19 protein-coding genes are annotated in these 19,675 nt (G+C 74.0%); 5 read left to right on the plus strand and 14 right to left on the minus strand.

Annotated features, from left to right (window positions below):
- Nucleotides 1-131 precede the first annotated feature (131 nt).
- The gene (locus RZ84_RS15795; RefSeq protein WP_043264862.1) at nt 132-1,175 is read left to right on the plus strand and encodes a hydroxyacid dehydrogenase; all 1,044 of its coding nucleotides are present in this window, start codon (nt 132-134) and stop codon (nt 1,173-1,175) included.
- A 112-nt stretch (nt 1,176-1,287) separates the two neighbouring features.
- Here the strand turns inward: RZ84_RS15795 and groL are convergent, their stop codons facing one another.
- Nucleotides 1,288-2,913, minus strand: a complete 1,626-nt coding sequence (gene groL, locus RZ84_RS15800) for a chaperonin GroEL (RefSeq protein ID WP_043264863.1) — start codon at nt 2,911-2,913, stop codon at nt 1,288-1,290.
- 135 nt (nt 2,914-3,048) lie between these two features.
- On the minus strand, nt 3,049-3,357 hold the full coding sequence (groES, locus tag RZ84_RS15805) for a co-chaperone GroES (RefSeq protein WP_043264864.1): 309 nt from the start codon (nt 3,355-3,357) through the stop codon (nt 3,049-3,051).
- 409 nt (nt 3,358-3,766) lie between these two features.
- Between groES and RZ84_RS15810 the strand changes: the two genes are divergently transcribed.
- Nucleotides 3,767-5,200: an FtsW/RodA/SpoVE family cell cycle protein gene (locus RZ84_RS15810; protein WP_043270004.1), complete on the plus strand. Its 1,434-nt coding sequence runs from the start codon at nt 3,767-3,769 to the stop codon at nt 5,198-5,200.
- A 39-nt stretch (nt 5,201-5,239) separates the two neighbouring features.
- A complete protein-coding gene (locus tag RZ84_RS15815; RefSeq protein ID WP_043270006.1) occupies nt 5,240-6,433 on the plus strand; it encodes a THUMP-like domain-containing protein in 1,194 nt (397 codons plus the stop codon).
- Nucleotide 6,434: 1 nt separating this feature from the next.
- Here the strand turns inward: RZ84_RS15815 and RZ84_RS15820 are convergent, their stop codons facing one another.
- The 4 genes from RZ84_RS15820 to tsaB form a co-directional block, all read right to left on the minus strand.
- Nucleotides 6,435-6,800 (minus strand): hypothetical protein, encoded by a 366-nt coding sequence (locus RZ84_RS15820; protein ID WP_043264865.1) that lies wholly within the window; start codon nt 6,798-6,800, stop codon nt 6,435-6,437.
- Between the two features lie 101 nt (nt 6,801-6,901).
- On the minus strand, nt 6,902-8,032 hold the full coding sequence (tsaD, locus tag RZ84_RS15825; RefSeq protein WP_043264866.1) for a tRNA (adenosine(37)-N6)-threonylcarbamoyltransferase complex transferase subunit TsaD: 1,131 nt from the start codon (nt 8,030-8,032) through the stop codon (nt 6,902-6,904).
- Nucleotides 8,033-8,037: 5 nt separating this feature from the next.
- Nucleotides 8,038-8,595: a GNAT family N-acetyltransferase gene (locus tag RZ84_RS15830; protein WP_043270008.1), complete on the minus strand. Its 558-nt coding sequence runs from the start codon at nt 8,593-8,595 to the stop codon at nt 8,038-8,040.
- A gap of 119 nt (nt 8,596-8,714) precedes the next feature.
- Nucleotides 8,715-9,374 (minus strand): tRNA (adenosine(37)-N6)-threonylcarbamoyltransferase complex dimerization subunit type 1 TsaB, encoded by a 660-nt coding sequence (tsaB, locus tag RZ84_RS15835; RefSeq protein ID WP_043264867.1) that lies wholly within the window; start codon nt 9,372-9,374, stop codon nt 8,715-8,717.
- A 119-nt stretch (nt 9,375-9,493) separates the two neighbouring features.
- Between tsaB and RZ84_RS15840 the strand changes: the two genes are divergently transcribed.
- A complete protein-coding gene (locus RZ84_RS15840) occupies nt 9,494-10,069 on the plus strand; it encodes a L,D-transpeptidase (protein WP_043264868.1) in 576 nt (191 codons plus the stop codon).
- Nucleotides 10,070-10,153: 84 nt separating this feature from the next.
- Here the strand turns inward: RZ84_RS15840 and RZ84_RS15845 are convergent, their stop codons facing one another.
- From RZ84_RS15845 to RZ84_RS15880, 8 genes are all read right to left on the minus strand, one after another.
- Entirely contained in the window at nt 10,154-10,438 is a 285-nt protein-coding gene (locus RZ84_RS15845; RefSeq protein WP_043264869.1) for a hypothetical protein, read from the minus strand.
- A 200-nt stretch (nt 10,439-10,638) separates the two neighbouring features.
- Nucleotides 10,639-11,181 (minus strand): tRNA (adenosine(37)-N6)-threonylcarbamoyltransferase complex ATPase subunit type 1 TsaE, encoded by a 543-nt coding sequence (tsaE, locus tag RZ84_RS15850; protein WP_043264870.1) that lies wholly within the window; start codon nt 11,179-11,181, stop codon nt 10,639-10,641.
- A gap of 70 nt (nt 11,182-11,251) precedes the next feature.
- Nucleotides 11,252-12,547 carry an alpha/beta fold hydrolase gene (locus RZ84_RS15855; RefSeq protein WP_043264871.1) on the minus strand — a complete coding sequence of 432 codons (1,296 nt, stop codon included), beginning with the start codon at nt 12,545-12,547 and terminating at the stop codon, nt 11,252-11,254.
- Nucleotides 12,544-13,731 carry an alanine racemase gene (gene alr / locus RZ84_RS15860; RefSeq protein ID WP_043264872.1) on the minus strand — a complete coding sequence of 396 codons (1,188 nt, stop codon included), beginning with the start codon at nt 13,729-13,731 and terminating at the stop codon, nt 12,544-12,546. The genes RZ84_RS15855 and alr overlap by 4 nt, the downstream gene beginning before the upstream one ends.
- Before the next feature lie 231 nt (nt 13,732-13,962).
- On the minus strand, nt 13,963-15,393 hold the full coding sequence (locus RZ84_RS15865; protein WP_043264873.1) for a bifunctional ADP-dependent NAD(P)H-hydrate dehydratase/NAD(P)H-hydrate epimerase: 1,431 nt from the start codon (nt 15,391-15,393) through the stop codon (nt 13,963-13,965).
- Between the two features lie 97 nt (nt 15,394-15,490).
- A complete protein-coding gene (locus RZ84_RS15870; protein ID WP_043264874.1) occupies nt 15,491-15,859 on the minus strand; it encodes a holo-ACP synthase in 369 nt (122 codons plus the stop codon).
- Nucleotides 15,860-15,863: 4 nt separating this feature from the next.
- Nucleotides 15,864-17,711, minus strand: coding sequence for a glutamine--fructose-6-phosphate transaminase (isomerizing) (glmS, locus tag RZ84_RS15875; protein WP_043264875.1), 1,848 nt, complete (start codon nt 17,709-17,711; stop codon nt 15,864-15,866).
- Between the two features lie 108 nt (nt 17,712-17,819).
- The gene (locus tag RZ84_RS15880; RefSeq protein WP_347232760.1) at nt 17,820-18,923 is read right to left on the minus strand and encodes a hypothetical protein; all 1,104 of its coding nucleotides are present in this window, start codon (nt 18,921-18,923) and stop codon (nt 17,820-17,822) included.
- On the opposite strand from RZ84_RS15880, the gene RZ84_RS42495 reads away from it, so the two are divergent.
- Nucleotides 18,904-19,497 (plus strand): hypothetical protein, encoded by a 594-nt coding sequence (locus RZ84_RS42495; protein WP_347232761.1) that lies wholly within the window; start codon nt 18,904-18,906, stop codon nt 19,495-19,497. The two genes, RZ84_RS15880 and RZ84_RS42495, sit on opposite strands and share 20 nt — an antisense overlap.
- Nucleotides 19,498-19,675 lie beyond the last annotated feature (178 nt).

The following is a 19,675-nucleotide window of genomic DNA, read 5'->3' on the forward strand; positions in this document are numbered from 1 at the left end:
GCCTCGGGGTAGAGCCTCTGCGACCCTGCCCCATCGGACAGGCCCGAGTCCCCACCCACGGACGGAACCCCGCGGCAGCGCCGGCCCCACCGGTCCGGCCGCCGCCCGACCGAAGGAGGACCGTTCCCGCCATGCGCCCCGCCACGGACACCCCCCGCGCCGCCCGCCGCCCGACCCTGCTGCTGTCCATGGGCCCGGGTGTCGCCGAGCGGCTGCTCGACGACCGACACCACGCACGGATCACCGCCCTCGCCCGTACGGACTCCCGCCTCGTGGCGCACCGGCTGGCCGACCCCGCGCCGGAGGTCGCGGCGGCCCTCGCCGAGGCGGAGGTGCTGTTCACGTGCTGGGGCGCGCCGCCGCTCACGGCGGAGGTACTGGCCGCGGCCCCCCGGCTGCGGGCCGTGGTGCACGCGGCCGGATCGGTCAAGCACCACATCACCGACGCCTGCTGGGCCCGGGGCATCGCGGTCGCCTCGGCCGCCGCCGTCAACGCGCTGCCGGTCGCCGAATTCACCCTCGCCGCGGTGCTGTTCGCCAACAAGCGGGTGCTGCACGCGGCCCACCGCTACCGCGCCCTGCGCACCGCGCACGACTGGCCGCGGGAGCTGGCCGGCGCCGGCAACTACGGCCGCACCGTGGGCATCGTCGGCGCCTCCCGCATCGGCCGCCGGGTGATCGAGCTGCTGCGCCCCTTCGCGCTGCGGGTGCTGCTGTACGACCCGTTCGTGGACAGTGCGGAGGCGGACCGGCTCGGTGTGGTGGCGGTGCCGCTGGACGAGCTGTGCGCCGGGAGCGACATCGTCAGCGTGCACGCCCCCGCGCTGCCCGCCACCCGGCATCTGATCGGCGCCCGCCGGCTCGCCCTGATGCCCGACGGCGCCACGCTGATCAACACCGCGCGCGGCTCGCTGGTCGACGAGGCGGCCCTGCTGCCCGAGCTGCGCAGCGGGCGGCTGGCCGCCGTACTGGACGTCACCGAGCCCGAACTCCCGCCCCCGGACTCGCCGTTGTACGAGCTGCCGAACGTGCTGCTCACCCCCCATGTCGCCGGGTCGCTGGGCGGCGAGCTGCACCGGATGGCCGATCACGCGCTGGACGAGCTGGAGCGGTACGCGAACGGGCTCCCGTTCGCCGACCCGGTACGGCCGGAGGGGCTGGCGCACTCGGCCTGACGGCCCGGCGGTCCGCTGCGCCGCGGCGGGCGGCGCGGCCCCACGGCCGAGGCCCGGCCCCGCGGTGGCGGGACCGGGCCTCGGTGGGAGCTGACGCGTACGCGGTCAGAGGTCAGTGCGCGTGGCCGTGACCGTGACCGCCGTCGGCGGCCTCCTCCTCTTCCTTCTTCTCGACGACCAGGGTCTCGGTCGTCAGCAGCAGGGAGGCGATGGAGGCGGCGTTCTCCAGGGCGGAGCGGGTGACCTTGACCGGGTCGATGACGCCGGCCTTGACCAGGTCGCCGAACTCGCCGGTCGCCGCGTTGAAGCCGTTGCCCTTGTCCAGCTCGGCGACCTTCGCGGTGATGACGTAGCCCTCGAGGCCGGCGTTCTCGGCGATCCAGCGCAGCGGCTCGACGGCGGCGCGGCGGACCACGGCGACACCGGTGGCCTCGTCGCCGTCCTTGCCGAGGTTGCCGTCCAGGACCTTGACGGCGTGGACGAGGGCGGAGCCGCCACCGGAGACGATGCCCTCCTCGACCGCGGCGCGGGTCGCGGAGATGGCGTCCTCCAGGCGGTGCTTCTTCTCCTTGAGCTCGACCTCGGTCGCGGCACCGACGCGGATCACGCAGACGCCGCCGGCGAGCTTGGCGAGGCGCTCCTGGAGCTTCTCGCGGTCCCAGTCGGAGTCGGTGGTCTCGATCTCGGACTTGATCTGGGCGACGCGGCCCGCGACGTCCTCGGCGTTGCCGCCGCCGTCGACGATGGTGGTGTCGTCCTTGGTGACGGTCACGCGGCGGGCGGTGCCCAGCACGTCCAGACCGGCCTGGTCGAGCTTGAGGCCGACCTCCTCGGCGATGACGGTGGCACCGGTGAGGGTGGCCATGTCGCCGAGCATCGCCTTGCGGCGGTCACCGAAGCCGGGGGCCTTGACGGCCACCGCGTTGAAGGTGCCGCGGATCTTGTTGACGACCAGGGTCGACAGGGCCTCGCCCTCGACGTCCTCGGCGATGATCAGCAGCGGCTTGGAGGCGCCGGCCTGGATGACCTTCTCCAGCAGCGGCAGCAGGTCCTGGATCGAGGAGATCTTGCCCTGGTGGATCAGGATGTACGGGTCGTCGAGGACGGCCTCCATACGCTCCTGGTCGGTGACCATGTACGGCGAGAGGTAGCCCTTGTCGAAGGCCATGCCCTCGGTGAAGTCGAGCTCCAGGCCGAAGGTGTTGGACTCCTCGACGGTGATGACACCGTCCTTGCCGACCTTGTCCATGGCCTCGGCGATCAGCTCGCCGACCTGCTGGTCCTGCGCGGACAGCGCGGCGACCGCGGCGATGTCGGCCTTGTCGTCGATCGGGCGGGCGGTGGTCAGCAGTTCGTCGGAGACCGCCTTGACCGCGGCGTCGATGCCCTTCTTCAGGGCGGCCGGGGAGGCGCCGGCGGCGACGTTGCGCAGACCCTCGCGGACCAGCGCCTGGGCCAGCACGGTGGCGGTGGTGGTGCCGTCACCCGCGATGTCGTTGGTCTTGGTCGCCACCTCCTTGACGAGCTGGGCGCCCAGGTTCTCGTACGCGTCCTCGACCTCGACCTCGCGGGCGATGGTGACACCGTCGTTGGTGATGGTCGGGGCGCCGAACTTCTTGTCGATGACGACGTTGCGGCCCTTGGGGCCGATGGTCACCTTGACGGTGTCGGCCAGCTTGTTGACGCCGCGCTCAAGGGCGCGACGGGCGTCCTCGTCGAACTTCAGGATCTTCGCCATGGGTGCTTCAAGTCCTCTCGTTGCGATCGTCGGCCTCGCCGCCGTGACCGCTCTCGCTCATACGAACTGCGCCCCTGCCCCGGGTCGGTGAGAACGCGGGAACCAGGGGCGCAGATCAGGGCAAAACTGGGTGACTTACTTCTCGATGATCGCGAGCACGTCGCGAGCAGAGAGAACGAGGTACTCGTCGCCGCTGTACTTCACCTCGGTGCCGCCGTACTTGCTGTAGAGCACGACGTCGCCGACCTTGACGTCGAGCGGCAGGCGCCCGCCCGTCTCGAAGCGGCCCGGACCGACGGCGAGGACGGCGCCCTCCTGGGGCTTCTCCTTCGCGGTGTCCGGGATGACCAGGCCCGAGGCCGTGGTCTGCTCGGCGTCGAGCGGCTGGACCACGATGCGGTCCTCGAGCGGCTTGATGGCAACCTTGGAGCTGGTGGTCGTCACGATCCGACCTCCCCCTTCGGAGATCTCACGGGGTTAACTGTCTGAGGTGGCGACCAGGTGGATCCGTCGTCGCGGGTGCCGGACCTGCCCGTCGCTGTGTTGGCACTCCCCGCTGGAGAGTGCCAACGCTGAGACTATGACGCAGTTAGCACTCGGTCAAGCGGAGTGCCAGCGCGCCGGGGACGCGTACCGTGTCCCTGTCGACGGCCGCCGGGTGGATTCGGACACACCTTGTTGTTCCGCTGCAACCAGGCCCGGCGATGCCCCGTCTAGCTCCCCGGACCGCTGAACAACCGGGCCAAGACCCGGCCGCACCGCGGCCCTGACCATCGATGGCGGAGGAACCGTGCGTGGACTGACCAGCGCGCCCCAGGATTCCGGGGGCCCGGAAAGCGACGCCGAGCGCACCATGACGTTCGCGGCGCTCGCGCAGGCCCCGAACCGCCGGCGAACCGAAGCCTGGCTGCTCGGCTTCGTCGTCCTGATCACCGTCTTCGGCTACGGCTACACCGAGCTGTCGATGAAGGGCTCGCTGCCCGGCGGGCTGGCCGGCTTCGCCATCAGCGTGTTCTTCATCGCACTGGTCCCGCACCTGGTCGTCCGCCGCTTCGCGCCGCGCGCCGATCCGCTGATCCTGCCGTTGGCGACGCTGCTGACCGGCATCGGACTGGTGCTGCTGCACCGGCTGGACATCACCTACGCGGAGAAGCCGCGACTGAAGATCGCCCAGGCGGCGACCGGACAGCTGGTGTGGACGGTCATCGGGGTCGCGGTCTGCATCGCCATCCTGATCCTGCTGCGCGACCACCGGTTCCTCCAGCGCTACATCTACCTGACGATGGCGGTCGCGCTGGTACTGCTGATGGCCCCGGCGTTCTTCGGCGCGGACCAGTTCGGCGCCAAGCGCTGGATCATGCTCGGGCCGCTGTCGATGCAGCCGGGCGAGTTCGTGAAGATCATGATCGTGGTGTTCTTCGCGGGCTATCTGACCGTCAGCCGCGATGCGCTGGCACTGTCCGGGCGCCGGGTGATGGGCATGCAGCTGCCGCCGGGCCGGCAGCTCGGACCGATCTTCACGATCTGGGTGATCAGCCTGCTGGTGCTGGTCTTCGAGCGCGACCTGGGCACCTCGCTGATCTTCTTCGGCGTCTTCGTGATCATGCTCTACATGGCCACCGAGCGCACCAGCTGGGTGGTCTGCGGTCTGCTGATGGCCGTGCTCGGCGCCGCCGTCGTCGGCTCCACCGAACCGCACGTCAAGGGCCGTGTGATGGCCTGGCTGCACCCGATGGACATCTTCCTGCCGGCGGACAAGCGCCCGCCGGGCCTGATCTCCGACCAGGCCGCGCAGGCGCTGTTCAGCTTCGGCAGCGGCGGCATCGGCGGCACCGGACTGGGCCAGGGCCACCCCGAGCTGATCGGCTTCGCCGGCAACAGCGACTTCATCCTCACCACCGTCGGCGAGGAGCTGGGCCTGGCCGGCGTGATGGCCGTGCTGCTGCTGTACGCACTGCTGGCCCAGCGCGGCCTGCGGGTGGGCCTGACCGCCCGGGACCCGTTCGGCAAGCTGCTGGCGGTCGGCCTGGCCGGCGCGCTGCTGCTCCAGGTCTTCGTCGTCACCGGCGGCGTCACCGGCCTGATCCCGCTGACCGGTAAGGCCCTGCCGTTCCTCGCCAAGGGCGGTTCGTCACTGGTCGCGAACTGGGTGATGATCGCGGTGCTGCTACGGGTCAGCGACAGCGCCCAGCGGCGGCGCGAGCCGGTCCACCCGGCGCCCGACCGGCCGGCCGCGGACGCCACCCAGCGGGTGCGCCGGGTCACCGGCGGCGAGCCCGAGGCGTAGGACGGGACGCGGGTCCGCCCCTGCGGCAGGCCCACAATGATGGAGATGACCGACCTCGACACCTTCGCCGCGCTGCTCACCCCCGAGGGGCAGGCGCTGCTGGACACCCTGCGGCGGTACGACGCCTCGGAAGAGCTGACGGCCGCGACCCGGCTGCGCCGCGACCATCCCGCGCCGCTGGTCTCCGCCGCCATCGGGCAGGCGCAGCTGCGGCGCCGGGCGGCGGCGAAGTTCGGCGCGGACGCCGAGCGGATGTACTTCACGCCCAACGGCGTCGAGCAGTCCACCCGTACCTCCGTCGCCGCGTACCGCGCCGCCCGGCTGGCCGGGCTCGGCGTCCGTACGCTGGCCGACCTGTGCTGCGGCATCGGCGGCGACGCGCTGGCGCTGGCCCGCGCCGGGATCCGGGTGCTGGCCGTCGACCGCGACCCGCTGGCCTGCGCGGCGGCCCGGGCGAACGCCGCGGCGCTGGGGCTCGCGGAGCTGATCGAGGTGCGCTGCGCGGACGTGACGGAGGTGGACACGGCCGGGTACGACGCGGTGTTCGTCGACCCGGCGCGGCGCAGTGGGCGACGCGGCGGCCGGATCTTCGACCCGGAGGCGTACTCCCCGCCGCTGTCGTGGGCGGTCGAGGCGGCCCGTACGGCGCGGTACGCGGCGCTGAAGATCGCGCCCGGTGTGCCGCACGAGGCGCTGCCGGCGGACGCGGAGACGGAGTGGATCTCCGACGCGGGCGACGTGAAGGAGGCCGTCGTGTGGTTCGGGGCGGGCGAGGCCGGCGGCCGGCGGGCCACGCTGCTGCCCTCGGGGGCGTCACTGCTGGGCGCGGAGCTGCCCGACCCCGAGCCGGGCCCGGTCGGTCGCTGGCTCTACGAGCCGGACGGCGCGGTGATCCGGGCGCATCTGGTCGCCGATGTCGCCGAGGAGGTCGGCGGGCGGCTGATCGATCCGACGATCGCGTATGTGACGGCGGATCAGCTGGTGCCGACGCGGTACGCGACCGCGTACGCGATCACCGATGTGCTGCCGTTCAACGTCAAGAAGCTGAAGGCGCTGCTGCGGGAGCGCGGGGTCGGCGTCGCGGTGGTCAAGAAGCGCGGGTCCGCCGTAGAGCCCGAGGAGCTGCGCCGGAAGCTGAAGCTCGACGGGCCGCACTCCTGCACGGTCTTCCTCACCCGGGTCGCCGGGGCGCCGACGATGCTGCTGGGGCACCCCGCGGCGGACACCGCCTGATTCAGGCCAGGTCCGTCAGGTCCTCGGCGTAGACCTGGGAGAGCGGCTGCGGGCCCACGTACTGCTGGCAGGTGCACTGGCCGGCCTCGTACTGGACCGGCTTGTGGTCCGCGTCCCAGGCGACGGGCACCTGCACCAGCTCGTGACACTTGCCCTTCTTGTCATGCTTGGCGAGATGGTGGGTGCAGCCGCACACCGGCTCCGGCGGCTTCTGCGCGGCGACCAGCTCGTGCCGCTCCTGACGGGCGGTCTCCAGTCGCTCCATCTTGCGCTCGTGGCGCGTGCGCAGGGCGGTACGGGCGGTGTCGGCCACCTTGGCGAAACCGCCCGCCATGAAGAAGATGAAGACCCACCAGAACCAGTCCACAGCCTGCCGCCTCCCCGTGCCCGCGCCTGTGCTGCTGCCCAGGGTAAGACCTGTGCCGGGCGCTGCCGCCCTCAGGAGTCCTCAGTAGTCGTCAGGAGTCCTCAGGAGTAAAGGTTGTCCTTGCTCAGCTCATGAAAGTGATCGTGGTCGGGTGCGTGGCCGTGGTCGTGCGCACCCGGGACATGGGGCTCGGTGACCGGGAGCGAGGAGTCCGCGGACAGGTCCCAGGCGGATGCCGGGCGGTTGCGGGCCACCATCTCCGCGCCGAGGGCCGCCACCATCGCGCCATTGTCGGTGCACAGCTTGGGCCGCGGCACCCGCAGCCGGATGCCGGCGTCCTCGCAGCGGCGCTCGGCCATCGCCCGCAGCCGGGAGTTGGCCGCCACCCCGCCGCCGATCATCAGGTGGTCCACGCCGTTGTCCTTGCAGGCGCGGACGGCCTTGCGGGTCAGCACGTCGACGACGGCCTCCTGGAAGGACGCCGAGACGTCCGCCACCGGCACCTCCTCGCCGGCCGACCGCTTGGCCTCGATCCAGCGGGCCACCGCGGTCTTCAGGCCGGAGAAGGAGAAGTCGTAGAGCGGGTCGCGGGGGCCGGTCAGCCCGCGCGGGAAGCGGATCGCCTCCGGGTCGCCCTCGCGGGCCCAGCGGTCGATGACCGGGCCGCCGGGGAAGCCGAGGTTGAGCACCCGCGCCACCTTGTCGAACGCCTCGCCCGCCGCGTCGTCGATGGACGAGCCCAGCGGCCGTACGTCGGAGGTGATGTCCGGGGCCAGCAGGAGGGAGGAGTGGCCGCCGGAGACCAGCAGCGCCATGGTCGGCTCCGGCAGCGGGCCGTGCTCCAGCTGGTCGACGCAGATGTGCGAGGCGAGGTGGTTGACGCCGTACAGCGGCTTGCCCAGGGCGTAGGCGTACGCCTTGGCGGCCGAGACGCCGACCAGCAGGGCGCCGGCCAGGCCGGGGCCCGCGGTGACCGCGATGCCGTCCAGGTCGCTCGCCGCGACCCCGGCGTCCCTCAGCGCGCGCCGGATGGTGGGGATCATCGCCTCCAGGTGGGCGCGGGAGGCCACCTCCGGCACCACACCGCCGAAGCGGGCGTGCTCGTCGACGCTGGAGGCGACCGCGTCCGCGAGGAGGGTGTGACCGCGGACGATGCCGACGCCGGTCTCGTCGCAGGAGGTCTCGATGCCGAGGACGAGCGGTCCGCCGCGTGAGTCAGCTGAGTCAGCCATGTCTGTCATGTTCCTTGTACGGAGGGTGCTTCGGAGGAGGTCTGGGTGGTGCGGCGCATCACCAGGGCGTCGACGTTGCCGGGCTGGTAGTAGCCGCGGCGGAAGCCGATCGGCTCGCAGCCGAAGCGCTCGTAGAGGCGCTGCGCGCGGACGTTGTCGACCCGCACCTCCAGCAGCACCTCGCGGCACTCGAAGTCGGTGGCGGCGCCGAGGAGTTCGGCCAGCAGCCGGGCGCCGAGGCCGGTGCCCCACTGGTCGCGGGCGGTGGCGATGGTCTGGATGTCGCCGGTGCCGTCGACGGCGGCCAGCCCGCCGTAGCCGACGATCCGGCCGTCGCCCGGCCTTCCCCGAGCCCCATTCCCCTCAACGGCACCTCCCCCGGACGCCGTCCGGGGGGACCCCCATCGCGGCGGCACCGCCAACTCGGCGACCAGATAGCGGCGGTTGGCCAGCGGTCCGCGGGCGTGCGCCAGCTCGGACCAGAACATGCCGGGCGACCAGGCGTCCTCGGGGAAGAGGTCGCGCTCCAGCTCCAGCACCTGCTCCAGGTCCCACCAGCGCATCTCGCGCAGCACGGCGGATCGGGGGCTGCCGCCGCGCGGCGGCGCCGTCGGGGGAATTGGGGCCTCCCCTTCCCGAACCACGTTGAGAGCCTGGGGAAGGTCGGGCGACGGGCGGGAGCTCAACGGGGGGTGACCACCTTGTAGTTGGCCGGTACCTGGGCGTCCGGGCGGCGCAGGTACAGCGGCCGGGGCGGCAGCAGCTCCTCGCCCGCGGCCAGCTTCTCCGCGGCCAGCCCGGCGAGCGCGGCGGCGGACTGGTGCTCCGGCCCGTCGCGGCGTACGCCGGTGAACACGGTGTCGTAGAGCAGCGCGCCGGCGCCCACGGCCGGGATTCCGGCCACCTCGTCGGCGATCTCGGCGGGGCGGTCCACGGCCGGCTCGGTCAGGCGGGTGCGCGCATCCGCGTAGCGCGCCCAGTAGACCTCCTTGCGGCGGGCGTCGGTGGCCACGACGAAGGGCTCGGTCAGGCCGGAAGCGAAGGCGATGCCGTCCAGCGAGCACAGGCCGTGGACGGGCACGTCCAGCGCCGCCCCGAAGGTCGCGGCGGTCACCAGCCCCACCCGCAGTCCGGTGTACGGGCCGGGTCCCACGCCGACGACGATGTCGCTGACCGCGTCGAGCTTCAGTCCGGCCTCGGCCAGCACCCGGTCGACGGCGGGCAGCAGCAGCTCGCCGTGCCGGCGCGCGTCCACCTCGGCGGCGGCGGCGAGGACACGGGAGCCGTCGTGGAGCGCGACCGTGACGGCGGGGGTGGCGGTGTCAAGAGCTAGCAACAGCACGTCCTCAAGACTACGGCGCGGCCGGCGGTGCCCGGTGCGGTGCTACCGTCGGCCCGTAATCAGCACAGTCGGCAGCCTCCCCGCCCGTGGCCGGGAGCGTACGGAAAGGTGGCACCGCGGTGCCCGCTAAGAGCAGCACGATCGTCACCGCGCTCACCGCAGCCGCCCTGGTAGCCATCGGCGTGCTCGGCTACCAGGCGTCCGCCTCCGCCTCCGCCCCGCTGACCGCGGTCCGCGGCGACGGCCCCGCCGCCGACCGCAAGCCGACGGCCCACGACCAGCCCGCCAAGAAGGAGCAGAGCCCGGCCGCCCCGGCTCCGGTCCCGGCGGCGTCCGGCACCGGCAAGCGGGTCGTGTACGCGCTGGGCGCCAAGCGGGTCTGGCTGGTCGGCGCGGACGGCAAGGCGCAGCGGACCTTCCCGGTGGCGCCGAGCACGGTGAGCCCGGCCCCGGGCTCGTACGCGGTGACCTCGCGGTCGGTGAGCGTGACCGGCTCGGACGGGGTGGCGATCGAGCACGTCGTGCGGTTCGCCGTCGTCAAGGGGGTGGTCGTCGGCTTCAGTGCGGCCGTCGACAGCTCCACGCCGGCGCCGGACGGCGCGAAGAAGACCGGCGGCATCCGGGAGTCGCGGGACGACGGCAAGGCGCTGTGGGACTTCGCGCTGCGCGGCGCGAAGATCGTCGTGGTGTCCTGACCCGTCGGACAGGCCCTGGCCGATACCAGGTCGGCCGATCCAGGAGGCCCGGCTCCCCGGGCCCCGGCGCTTCGCCCCTACGGGCTACGCCGCATCGCGCCCCGGTGTGGACGCGCCGCCTTCGGTACCGGGGCCGCCGTCCGGTTCGCCGGTCTCGCCCGCTTCATCCGCTTCCTGGGCCTCGTCCCGCTCGACCGCGCGGCGCTCCTCCGGGGCGTCGGGCGGCGTGGAGACGGCGCTGGCCGCGGCGCACGCCGCCAGCAGTTCGTTCATCGACGGCGGCGTCTTCCGCGCACCCTGCTCGGCACGCACGGCCGCCTGGACGGGGCCGCGCCGTTCGGGCGTGGAGGAGGGCTGGTGGGGGGACATGGACGCCTCCCGGGCTTCTGGGGCAAGCAACGGAGGTCAGGCATTACTTAGGCACACCTAACCAGGGCTCTCCCACCCATGTGACCATGTCCGGCACCGCCCGCGCAACATCATGCCGACGGCTTGTCGGAAACTACCGGACGCGGGACCCCGTACGGAGCCCGGCGGCCCGCCCGGCGGGACCCGTCAACGGGGCCCGGTCAGCACAGCTCCAGCTCCGGCAGCCCGGCGTCCGCCCAGCGCGCGCCCACGCCGGTGACCGTCACCTCGCGCACGTCGTCCACGTCGTCCTCGGGGTGGCCGTCGCCCGACCGCCACCCCGGCGCCGCGGCGCCCACCGCGCGCCCGATGACCACGTGCAGCCGGTCCTCGGACAGCTCCTCGACCTTGCCCTCGCCCCACTCCACGACCACCACCGACTCCGGCAGCGAGACGTCCAGGTCCAGGTCCTCCATCTCGTCCAGCCCGCCGCCGAGCCGGTACGCGTCGACGTGCACCAGCGCCGGGCCGCCGGTCAGCGAGGGGTGCACCCGGGCGATGACGAAGGTCGGCGAGGTCACCGCGCCGCGCACGCCCAGGCCCTCGCCCAGGCCGCGGGTCAGCGTGGTCTTGCCCGCGCCCAGCTCGCCGGTGAGCAGCACCAGGTCGCCGGGGCGCAGCAGCGGGGCCAGTCTGCGGCCCAACTCCCGCATCTGGTCGGGGGACTTGACGGTGACATGGGCAATCGCGCCAGTGGTGCTCATGCCGCAAATGGTACGGCCCGGACGGGGCGGCGGTCCCGTACCGGGAGCGGGGCCGCCGCCGGGGCGCCGCTCAGGCGCGCGCCGTACGCGAGCTGCGGGCCGCCTCGGACGCCCGCTCCACCAGCGCCACCAGGTGGTCGTTGACCAGCTCGGGCCGCTCCAGCATCACCAGGTGCCCGGCGCCCGGGACGCACACCAGCTCGGCGTTGGGCAGCACCTCGGCGATGGTCCGGCTGTGCTCGGCCGGCGTGATCAGGTCCTTCTCCCCGGCCAGCACCAGCGCGGGCACGTTGTCGTAGGCCACCAGCGCGTCGGTCTTGTCGTGCACCGCGAACGCCGGGAAGAACTCGGCGACCACGTCGATCGGGGTCGCCTCGATCAGCCGCTCCCCGAACCGCGCGATGGCCGGATCCACGTCCTGGGTACCGAAGGAGTAGCGCTTGATCAGCCCCGCGAAGAGGTCCGCGGTGGCCCGCCGCCCGCGCTCGACGATCTCGCTCTGCCAGCCGAGCGCCTTGAGCACGCCGGGCGCCAGCCAGTGGAACGCCTTCGAGCCCATCGACGGCAGCCCGAACCCGACCTCGCTCAGCCGCCCCGCCGACGTCCCGATCAGGGCCACCCCGACCACCCGCTCCGCGACGTACTCGGGGAACTGGTCGGCCAGCGCCATCACCGTCATCCCGCCCATGGAGTGCCCGACCAGCACGATCGGCCCCTCGGGCACCGCGGCGTCCAGCACCGCCTTCAGGTCCCGGCCCAGCAGGTCGATGGTGACCGGTTCCTTACCCTCGATCTGCCCGTGGCCGCGGGCCGAGCGGCCGTGGCTGCGCTGGTCCCAGTGGACGGTGCGGACCATGCCGCGCAGCGCCGCGCGCTGGAAGTGCCAGGAGTCCTGGCTCAGGCAGTAGCCGTGGCTGAAGACGACCGTCGGCGCGGGCGCACGACGGCCCAGTGCGGCCGTCAGCCGCCTGCGCAGCCCGCCCTGCGCCTCCTGGGCGGCCCGCACCTCCTTGCTCACCCGCGCGGTCCTGCCGGTCCGGTCCTCCTTGGCGGCCCTGCCCGACTGCCGGTCCCCCGCCTCGTCGACCTCGTAGTACAGCGCGGTGCCGTCCTCGGCGAACGCCGTGCCCGGGGTGCCGCGCAGCGTGCCGTACGGGCCCGCCGCGTCCAGCGCCAGCCGGGCCCGGCGGCGCATCCCACGGCCGACCGTCATCCGCTCTATGGCCACCCCGGCCGCCGCGCCCGCCGCGACCACACCGATCGCCATGCCCGCGAAGCCCGCCTGGCGGCCGGCCCTGGCCCAGTTCCCGGCCGCCTCGGCCGCCGTCTCGACCGCCTGCGCCGCGGCCTCCGTTCCGTCGGTCATGCCACGCCCCCCGTCAACGCCGTGTCCTCTCCGGTCCGGTCGCGCACCTCACTGTCCACGTAGACGCGCGGCACCCGGCTTCCGATCCTCGTGACGATTTCGTACCCGATCGTTCCGGCCGCGACGGCCCAGTCCTCCGCGGTCGGTTCCCCGCGGTCGCCCGGCCCGAAGAGCACGGCCGGGTCCCCGGCCGCGGCCTCGTCGCCGCCCAGGTCCACCACGAACTGGTCCATCGCGACCCGGCCCGCCACCGTCCGCCACTTCCCGGCGACCAGCACCGGGCCGGTCCCGGAGGCGTGCCGCGGGATGCCGTCGGCGTAGCCGAGCGGGACCAGGGCGAGCGTGGTCTCCCCGGGCGTCGCGTATTGGTGCCCGTACGACACCCCGTGGCCGCCCGGGACGCGCTTGACGGAGGCCAGCGACGCCTCCAGCGTCATCGCCGGCCGCAGCCCCAGGTCCTGCGCCGTGCCGACCTCCGGACCGGGCGAGATGCCGTATATCCCGATGCCGGCCCGTACCAGGTCGAAGTGGGCCTCGGGGAGGGTGAGCAGCGCCGGTGTGTTGGCGATGTGCCGCACCTCGGGCCGCAGCCCGGCCCGGTCGGCGACCGCCAGCGCCCGGTGGAACTCCGCCAGCTGCGCGGCGATGGACGGATGCCCCGGCTCGTCGGCGCACGCGAAGTGCGACCAGATGCCGGTGACCTTGAGGACGCCCGCCGCCTCGGCGGTGCGGGCGGCCGAGGTCAGCTCCGCCCAGTCGGCGGGCCGGCAGCCGTTGCGCCCCAGCCCCGTGTCGACCTTGAGCTGGACCCGGGCCGTCCGGCCGCAGTCGCGCGCCGCGTCCGCCACCTCGCGCAGCGCCCACAGCCCGCTCACCGAGACATCGACGTCCTGCTCGACGGCCCTGCCCCAGGGGCCGCCCGGCGTCCACAGCCAGCACATCAGCCGCCCCGTGTCGCCGGCCGCACGCAGCGCGAACGCCTCCTCGGGGAGCGCCACCCCCAGCCAGCCCGCGCCGGCCTCCCGGGCGGCCCGCGCACAGCGCACCGCGCCGTGGCCGTAGCCGTCGGACTTGACCACGGCCATCAGCTCTGCCCGGGGTGCGCGGCCCCGCAGGGCACGGACATTCGACCGCACGGCGGCAAGGTCAATGGCGGCACGCGCACGCTTCGCTGTCTCGTTCATCCCCCTCAGTGTCTCAGGCCACGCCCCCGCGCCCCCGGGAACCGACGCGGAAAAGCCCGCGATGGTGCCGCTGGGGCCGTGCCGAACCCGGCCGCGGCGCCGGCTCCGTACGGTGTGACCGGGCCTTTTCCCACCCCGGCGGGTGCGGCCGGGGCGGCCGGTTGCCGTGCGGTGCGCCGGGCCGGCCGGGCCGCGGCCGGAAACGCCCGGCGGCCGGGCGGACGCGGAGCGTCACCCCATCACGTCGCCCCATGCCGCCGCCAGATGCCCGGCCACCTCCGAGGCCGCGATCGGTGTGCCCTCCGGTCCGGCCGCCCGCCGCGCCGCCAGCCCGTGCAGATACGCGCCCACCGAGCCGGCGTCCCGCGGCGGCAGCCCGGCCGCCAGCAGCGACCCGGTCACCCCGGACAGCACGTCCCCGCTCCCGGCCGTCGCCAGCCAGCCGGTGCCGGTCGGATTGACGCGTACCGGAACGGACGCGTCAGGATCCGCCACCAGCGTCGTCGACCCCTTCAGCAGCACCGTCGCCCCGTACCGCTCCGCCAGCCCCCGCACCGCGGCCAGCCGAGCCGCCTCGACCTCCTCGCGGGCCCGCCCCAGCAGCGCCGCGGCCTCCCCGGCGTGCGGCGTCAGCAGGGTCCCGGCGGTCCGGCGCCGGACCCGGTCCGCGGACAGGAAGCGCAGCCCGTCGGCGTCCACCAGCACCGGCACGTCGGCCGCCAGCACCTCCTCCAGCGCCCCGTACTCGTCCCCGATGCCCGGCCCGATGACCCACGACTGCACCCGGCCCGCCTTGTCCGGCGGCCCGGCGTGCACCAGCGTCTCCGGGAACCGCGCCAGCACCGCCTCCGCCGCCGGCCCCACGTACCGCACCGCCCCGGCGCCACCGCGCAGCGCCCCGGCCACCGCCAGCACCGCCGCCCCCGGATAGCGCGCGGAACCGGCGACGACACCGACCACACCCCGCCGGTACTTGTCGCTCGCCGCCCCCGGCCGCGGCAGCAGCGCCGCCACGTCCGCGTGCTGGAGCGCCTCCGCATCGGCGGTCGCGGGCGGGGCCAGTCCGATGTCGACCAGCCGCAGCGCCCCGGCCCGCTCCCGCGCCGGGTCGATCAGCAGGCCGGGCTTGTACGCGCCGAACGTCACCGTCGCGTCGGCCCGTACGGCGTCCCCGCGCACCTCGCCGGTGTCCGCGTCCACCCCGCTGGGCAGGTCGACCGCCACCACGATCGCCGACTCCCCTGCCGCACGGGCGAGTTCGGCGGCCTCGGGGCGCAGTCCGCCGCGTCCGCCGATGCCCACGATCCCGTCCACGACCAGATCGGCCCGGCCCAGGTCGCGCAGCGCGTCGTGCGACACCCGGCCGCCGGCCGCCCGCAGCGCGGCCAGCCCGCCGGGGTGCGCCCGCTCCGGCGACAACAGCACCGCGGCCACCCCGGCGCCGCGCCGCGCCAGCCGGGCCCCGGCGTACAGCGCGTCGCCGCCGTTGTCGCCGCTGCCCACCAGCAGCACCACCCGGGCGCCGTACACCCGCCCCAGCAACTCCGCACAGGAGACGGCCAGTCCGGCCGCCGCCCGCTGCATCAGAGCCCCCTCGGGCAGCCGGTCCATCAGTTCCCGCTCGGCGGTGCGTACCGCCGCCACACTGTAGGCAGTCCTCATGCGGCAAGTCTCACACCCCATCAGTGCGGGGGCCCCGCAAGCCACACGCGAGACCCCCGCACCACCGGCGGCACCGAACGGCCGCCGGACGGCCGCGCTACCCCTCGGCGATCACCACCGCCGAGGCGACCCCGGCGTCATGACTGAGCGACACATGCCAGGAGTTCACGCCCAGTTCGGACGCGCGCGCGGCGACGGTGCCGCGCACCCGCAGCCGCGGCTGCCCGCTGTCCTCGACGTACACCTCCGCGTCCGTCCAGTGCAGCCCGCCCGGCGCGCCCAGCGCCTTGGCCACCGCCTCCTTGGCGGCGAACCGGGCCGCCAGCGAGGCCGTCCCGCGCCGCTCGCCGCTCGGCAGCAGCAACTCCGTGTCGAGGAACAGCCGGTGTGCCAGCTCCGGCGTCCGCTCCAGCGCCGCGCCGAACCGGTCGATCTCCGCGACGTCGATCCCGACCCCAATGATCACCGGGTCACTCCACCGTGACCGACTTGGCGAGGTTGCGCGGCTGGTCGACCTCGTTGCCACGGGCGGTGGCCAGCTCGCAGGCGAACACCTGGAGCGGCACGGACGAGACCAGCGGCTGGAGCAGGACCGGCGTGCGCGGGATGCGCACCAGGTGGTCCGCGTACGGCACCACCGCCTCGTCCCCCTCCTCGGCGATCACGATGGTGCGGGCACCGCGCGCCCGGATCTCCTGGATGTTGGAGACGATCTTGTCGTGCAGCACGGACCGGCCGCGCGGCGAGGGGACGACCACCACGACCGGGACGCCCTCCTCGATCAGCGCGATCGGACCGTGCTTGAGCTCACCGGCCGCGAACCCCTCCGCGTGCATGTACGCCAGCTCCTTGAGCTTCAGCGCGCCCTCCAGCGCCACCGGATAGCCCACGTGCCGGCCGAGGAAGAGCACCGTGTTCCGGTCCGCGAGGCCGCGGGCCAGCTCCCGTACCGGCTCCATCGTGCCCAGCACCTGCTGCACCTGCGTCCCGATGGCCGCCAACTCGCGTACCACGTCCTGGATTTCGTCGCCCCACTTCGTCCCGCGCACCTGCGCCAGGTACAGCGCGACGAGGTAGACCGCCACCAGCTGCGTCAGAAACGCCTTCGTGGACGCCACCGCGACCTCCGGCCCGGCGTGCGTGTACAGCACCGCATCGGACTCCCGGGGGATCGTCGAGCCGTTGGTGTTGCAGATGGCCAGCACCCGGGCGCCCTGCTCGCGGGCGTGCCGCAGCGCCATCAGCGTGTCCATGGTCTCGCCGGACTGGCTGATGGCGATCACCAGCGTCCGGTGGTCCAGGATCGGGTCCCGGTACCGGAACTCGCTGGCCAGCTCGGTCTCACACGGAATCCTGGTCCAGTGCTCGATGGCGTACTTGGCGATCATCCCCGCGTGGTACGCCGTCCCGCAGGCCACGACGACGACCTTGGAGATCTCCCGCAGCACCGCCGGCGGAATCCGCACCTCGTCCAGCGAGAGCACCCCGGCCGCGTCGATCCGGCCCAGCAGCGTGTCCGCGACCGCCTTCGGCTGCTCGGCGATCTCCTTGAGCATGAAGTAGTCGTAGCCGCCCTTCTCGGCGGCCGAGACGTCCCAGTCGACGTGGTAGTTCCGCACCTGCGCCGGCGCGCCCTCGAAGTCGGTGACCGTCACCCCGTCCCGGCGCAGCTCCACGACCTGGTCCTGCCCCAGCTCGACGGCCTCCCGGGTGTGCGCGATGAACGCCGCCACGTCCGAGGCCAGGAACGCCTCGTCCTCGCCGATCCCCACCACCAGGGGGGAGTTGCGGCGCGCCCCGACCACCAGGTCCGGTGCGTCGGCGTGCACCGCGACCAGCGTGAACGCGCCCTCCAGCCGCCGGCACACCTGCCGCATGGCCTCGGCCAGCTCACCGCACGACGAGTACGCCTCGGCCAGCAGATGCGCGACCACCTCGGTGTCCGTCTCGGACGCCAACTGGTGGCCGCGCTCGGCCAGTTCCCCGCGCAGCGCCGCGAAGTTCTCGATGATCCCGTTGTGGACGACCGAAACCCGGCCGGAATTGTCCAGATGTGGATGCGCGTTGGCGTCCGTCGGACCACCGTGCGTCGCCCACCGGGTGTGCCCGATCCCCGTCGACCCGGCGGGCAGCGGACGGTCCGCCAGCTCCTTCTCCAGATTGGCGAGCTTCCCCGCCTTCTTGGCCGCCGCCAGCCCCCCGTCGGCCAGCACCGCGACGCCCGCCGAGTCGTAGCCCCGGTACTCCAGCCGCCTCAGCCCGGCGAGTACCACGTCCAGGGCGCTCTGCCCGCCCACGTATCCCACGATTCCGCACATGGGGGCAGCCTACGCGCCGCCCTCCGACCGGCCGCGTACGGGCGCGCGCGGGGGGCCGGGCCGCCGGACCGGCCCGGCACGGGCTCCGGGAACGCGTCCCGGGCCCGCTCAGCGCCGCGCGCCCGCCGGGGCCCGGCGCACCGTCCCCGCCCCCTCGGCCAGCTTCCACTCCCGGTTCAACGGGCCCAGCGGTACCCGGCGTTCGAAGACCGGCGTACCGAAGATGTCGAGGTGCGCACGGAGCGCGCCCGAGAGGTCGACGCCGCCGAAGGCGGACCAGCGGCCGGTGGCGGAGGCGGTGCCGTCCGTGGCGCCGGTGGCACTGCCGGCGACGTCGGCACGCAGGTACGGGGCGACGGTGGCGGTCACGCCGAGGCCGCCGTAGAGGCCGATGCCGGCCTCCGCGCCGAGGCCGGCCTTGACCTTGCCGGCGGCGGACACGGTGGCCCGTACGGGCGTGCCGTGCATCCGGGCGCGGGCGATCGGGGCCCAGCCGGTGGCCCGCCGGTAGCTGCCGCCGACCGCGAAGTCGCCCTTGAGGTCCTGCTTGACGTCGACGGCGGCCTTCCCGTCCGCGTCGATCTGGAGGTAGCAGGTGAGGTCGAGGTTGACCACGACCGGTACCGGGCCGACCTGTACGACGGGGTCGGCGTGCAGCTTGGCGAACGGCACCCGCAGCGGCTTCGCCGCGGTGGAGGCGGCTGCCCGGCCCTTCAGCTCCCACTGGGAGGACCAGGCGCCGGCCAGGGTCAGCGAGGCACCGCCGACGCCACCCCCCTTGTCCCCCTTGTCCCCTTTACTGTCGTTGCTGCCCTCGTAGGAGAAGTCGACCTCCGGGGCCAACTGGAGATAGCCGGCGGCCGACGCCTCGGCGGAGACGGGTCCGCCGGGGGGCGTGGGCAGCGCGGCGCCGACGTCCAGCCGCAGGGTGCCGAGGGGCAACTGGGCGCCGTGCGGGCCGAAGCGGAGGCCGCCGTTCCGGGCCCAGGAGACCTTGACCTCGGGGGCGAGGGGCTCGCCCGTCACCGCGCGCGGGTCGACCGGCACCGTGCCGTGCGCCGTGGCGTCGCCGAGCAGCGCGTCGAGCGTGGCCGGCGCGGTGGCGACCTCGGTGCCGTGGCCGGTCCGGCCGACGACCCGGGTGACCTTGGCGAGCACACCCCGGGGCGCGCCGGGCGCCGGGGCGCTGGCGATGACGTCACCGACGGCCACGTCCGCCCCGGGCGCGGGCGCGCGCTTCGACGGACCGGCGGAGGGCACGGTGGAGGGCGTGGCGGACGGACCCGCGGTCGGACCCGCGGACGGGCTGCCGGACGGCGCCGAGGGCTGCGGCCGGGCGCCCGGTGTGCCCGACGTGGTCGACGTGGTCGGTGAGATCGCCGTGGTCGGTGAGGTCGACGAGGTCGGTGTGCTCGGCGAAGTCGGCGTGCTCGGCGAAGACCGCACCGCCGACGTGGCGATGACGGCCCGTCCGCTCTTCCGGTCGAAGGACGCGACCGTGAGCGCGGACTTCGCGGCCGGCCGCCCCCTGCCCGCGCCGCCCGGCCGGGCCACCGCGCTCGGGGTGCTGCCGCCGGCGGCGGCGTCGGCGGCCCGGACGGTCAGTCGCGGCGCGGCCGTTGACTCCGCAGCCGCCGGCTCCGCGCCGGCGCCGGGCGCGGCGGCGGACCCACCGGACCCGGATCCCGCGCATCCGGCGACGAGCAGCGAAGCGGTGGCAATGGCCAGTAAGGGGGCTGTCCCGGAACGGGCAATCCTGGTGGATTTGCGCACAGTTGGATCCTGAGGGGGGTGAAGTGTGGGGTGGACCGGGGAAGTTGGCACCCGGCCGCACCGCTACCCACTGGTAGCGATCCGCAAGATCCTGTCATGCGCACCACGGGCGAAACACCCGTTCACCCGCCGTAAACGGATGATCTGGCTCACATCCGCACGCACCGCCGGCTTTCCCGGGACGGCCCCCC

It is taken from the genome of Streptomyces sp. CT34 (genome assembly GCF_000805335.1).
In the GTDB taxonomy this organism is placed as follows: domain Bacteria; phylum Actinomycetota; class Actinomycetes; order Streptomycetales; family Streptomycetaceae; genus Streptomyces.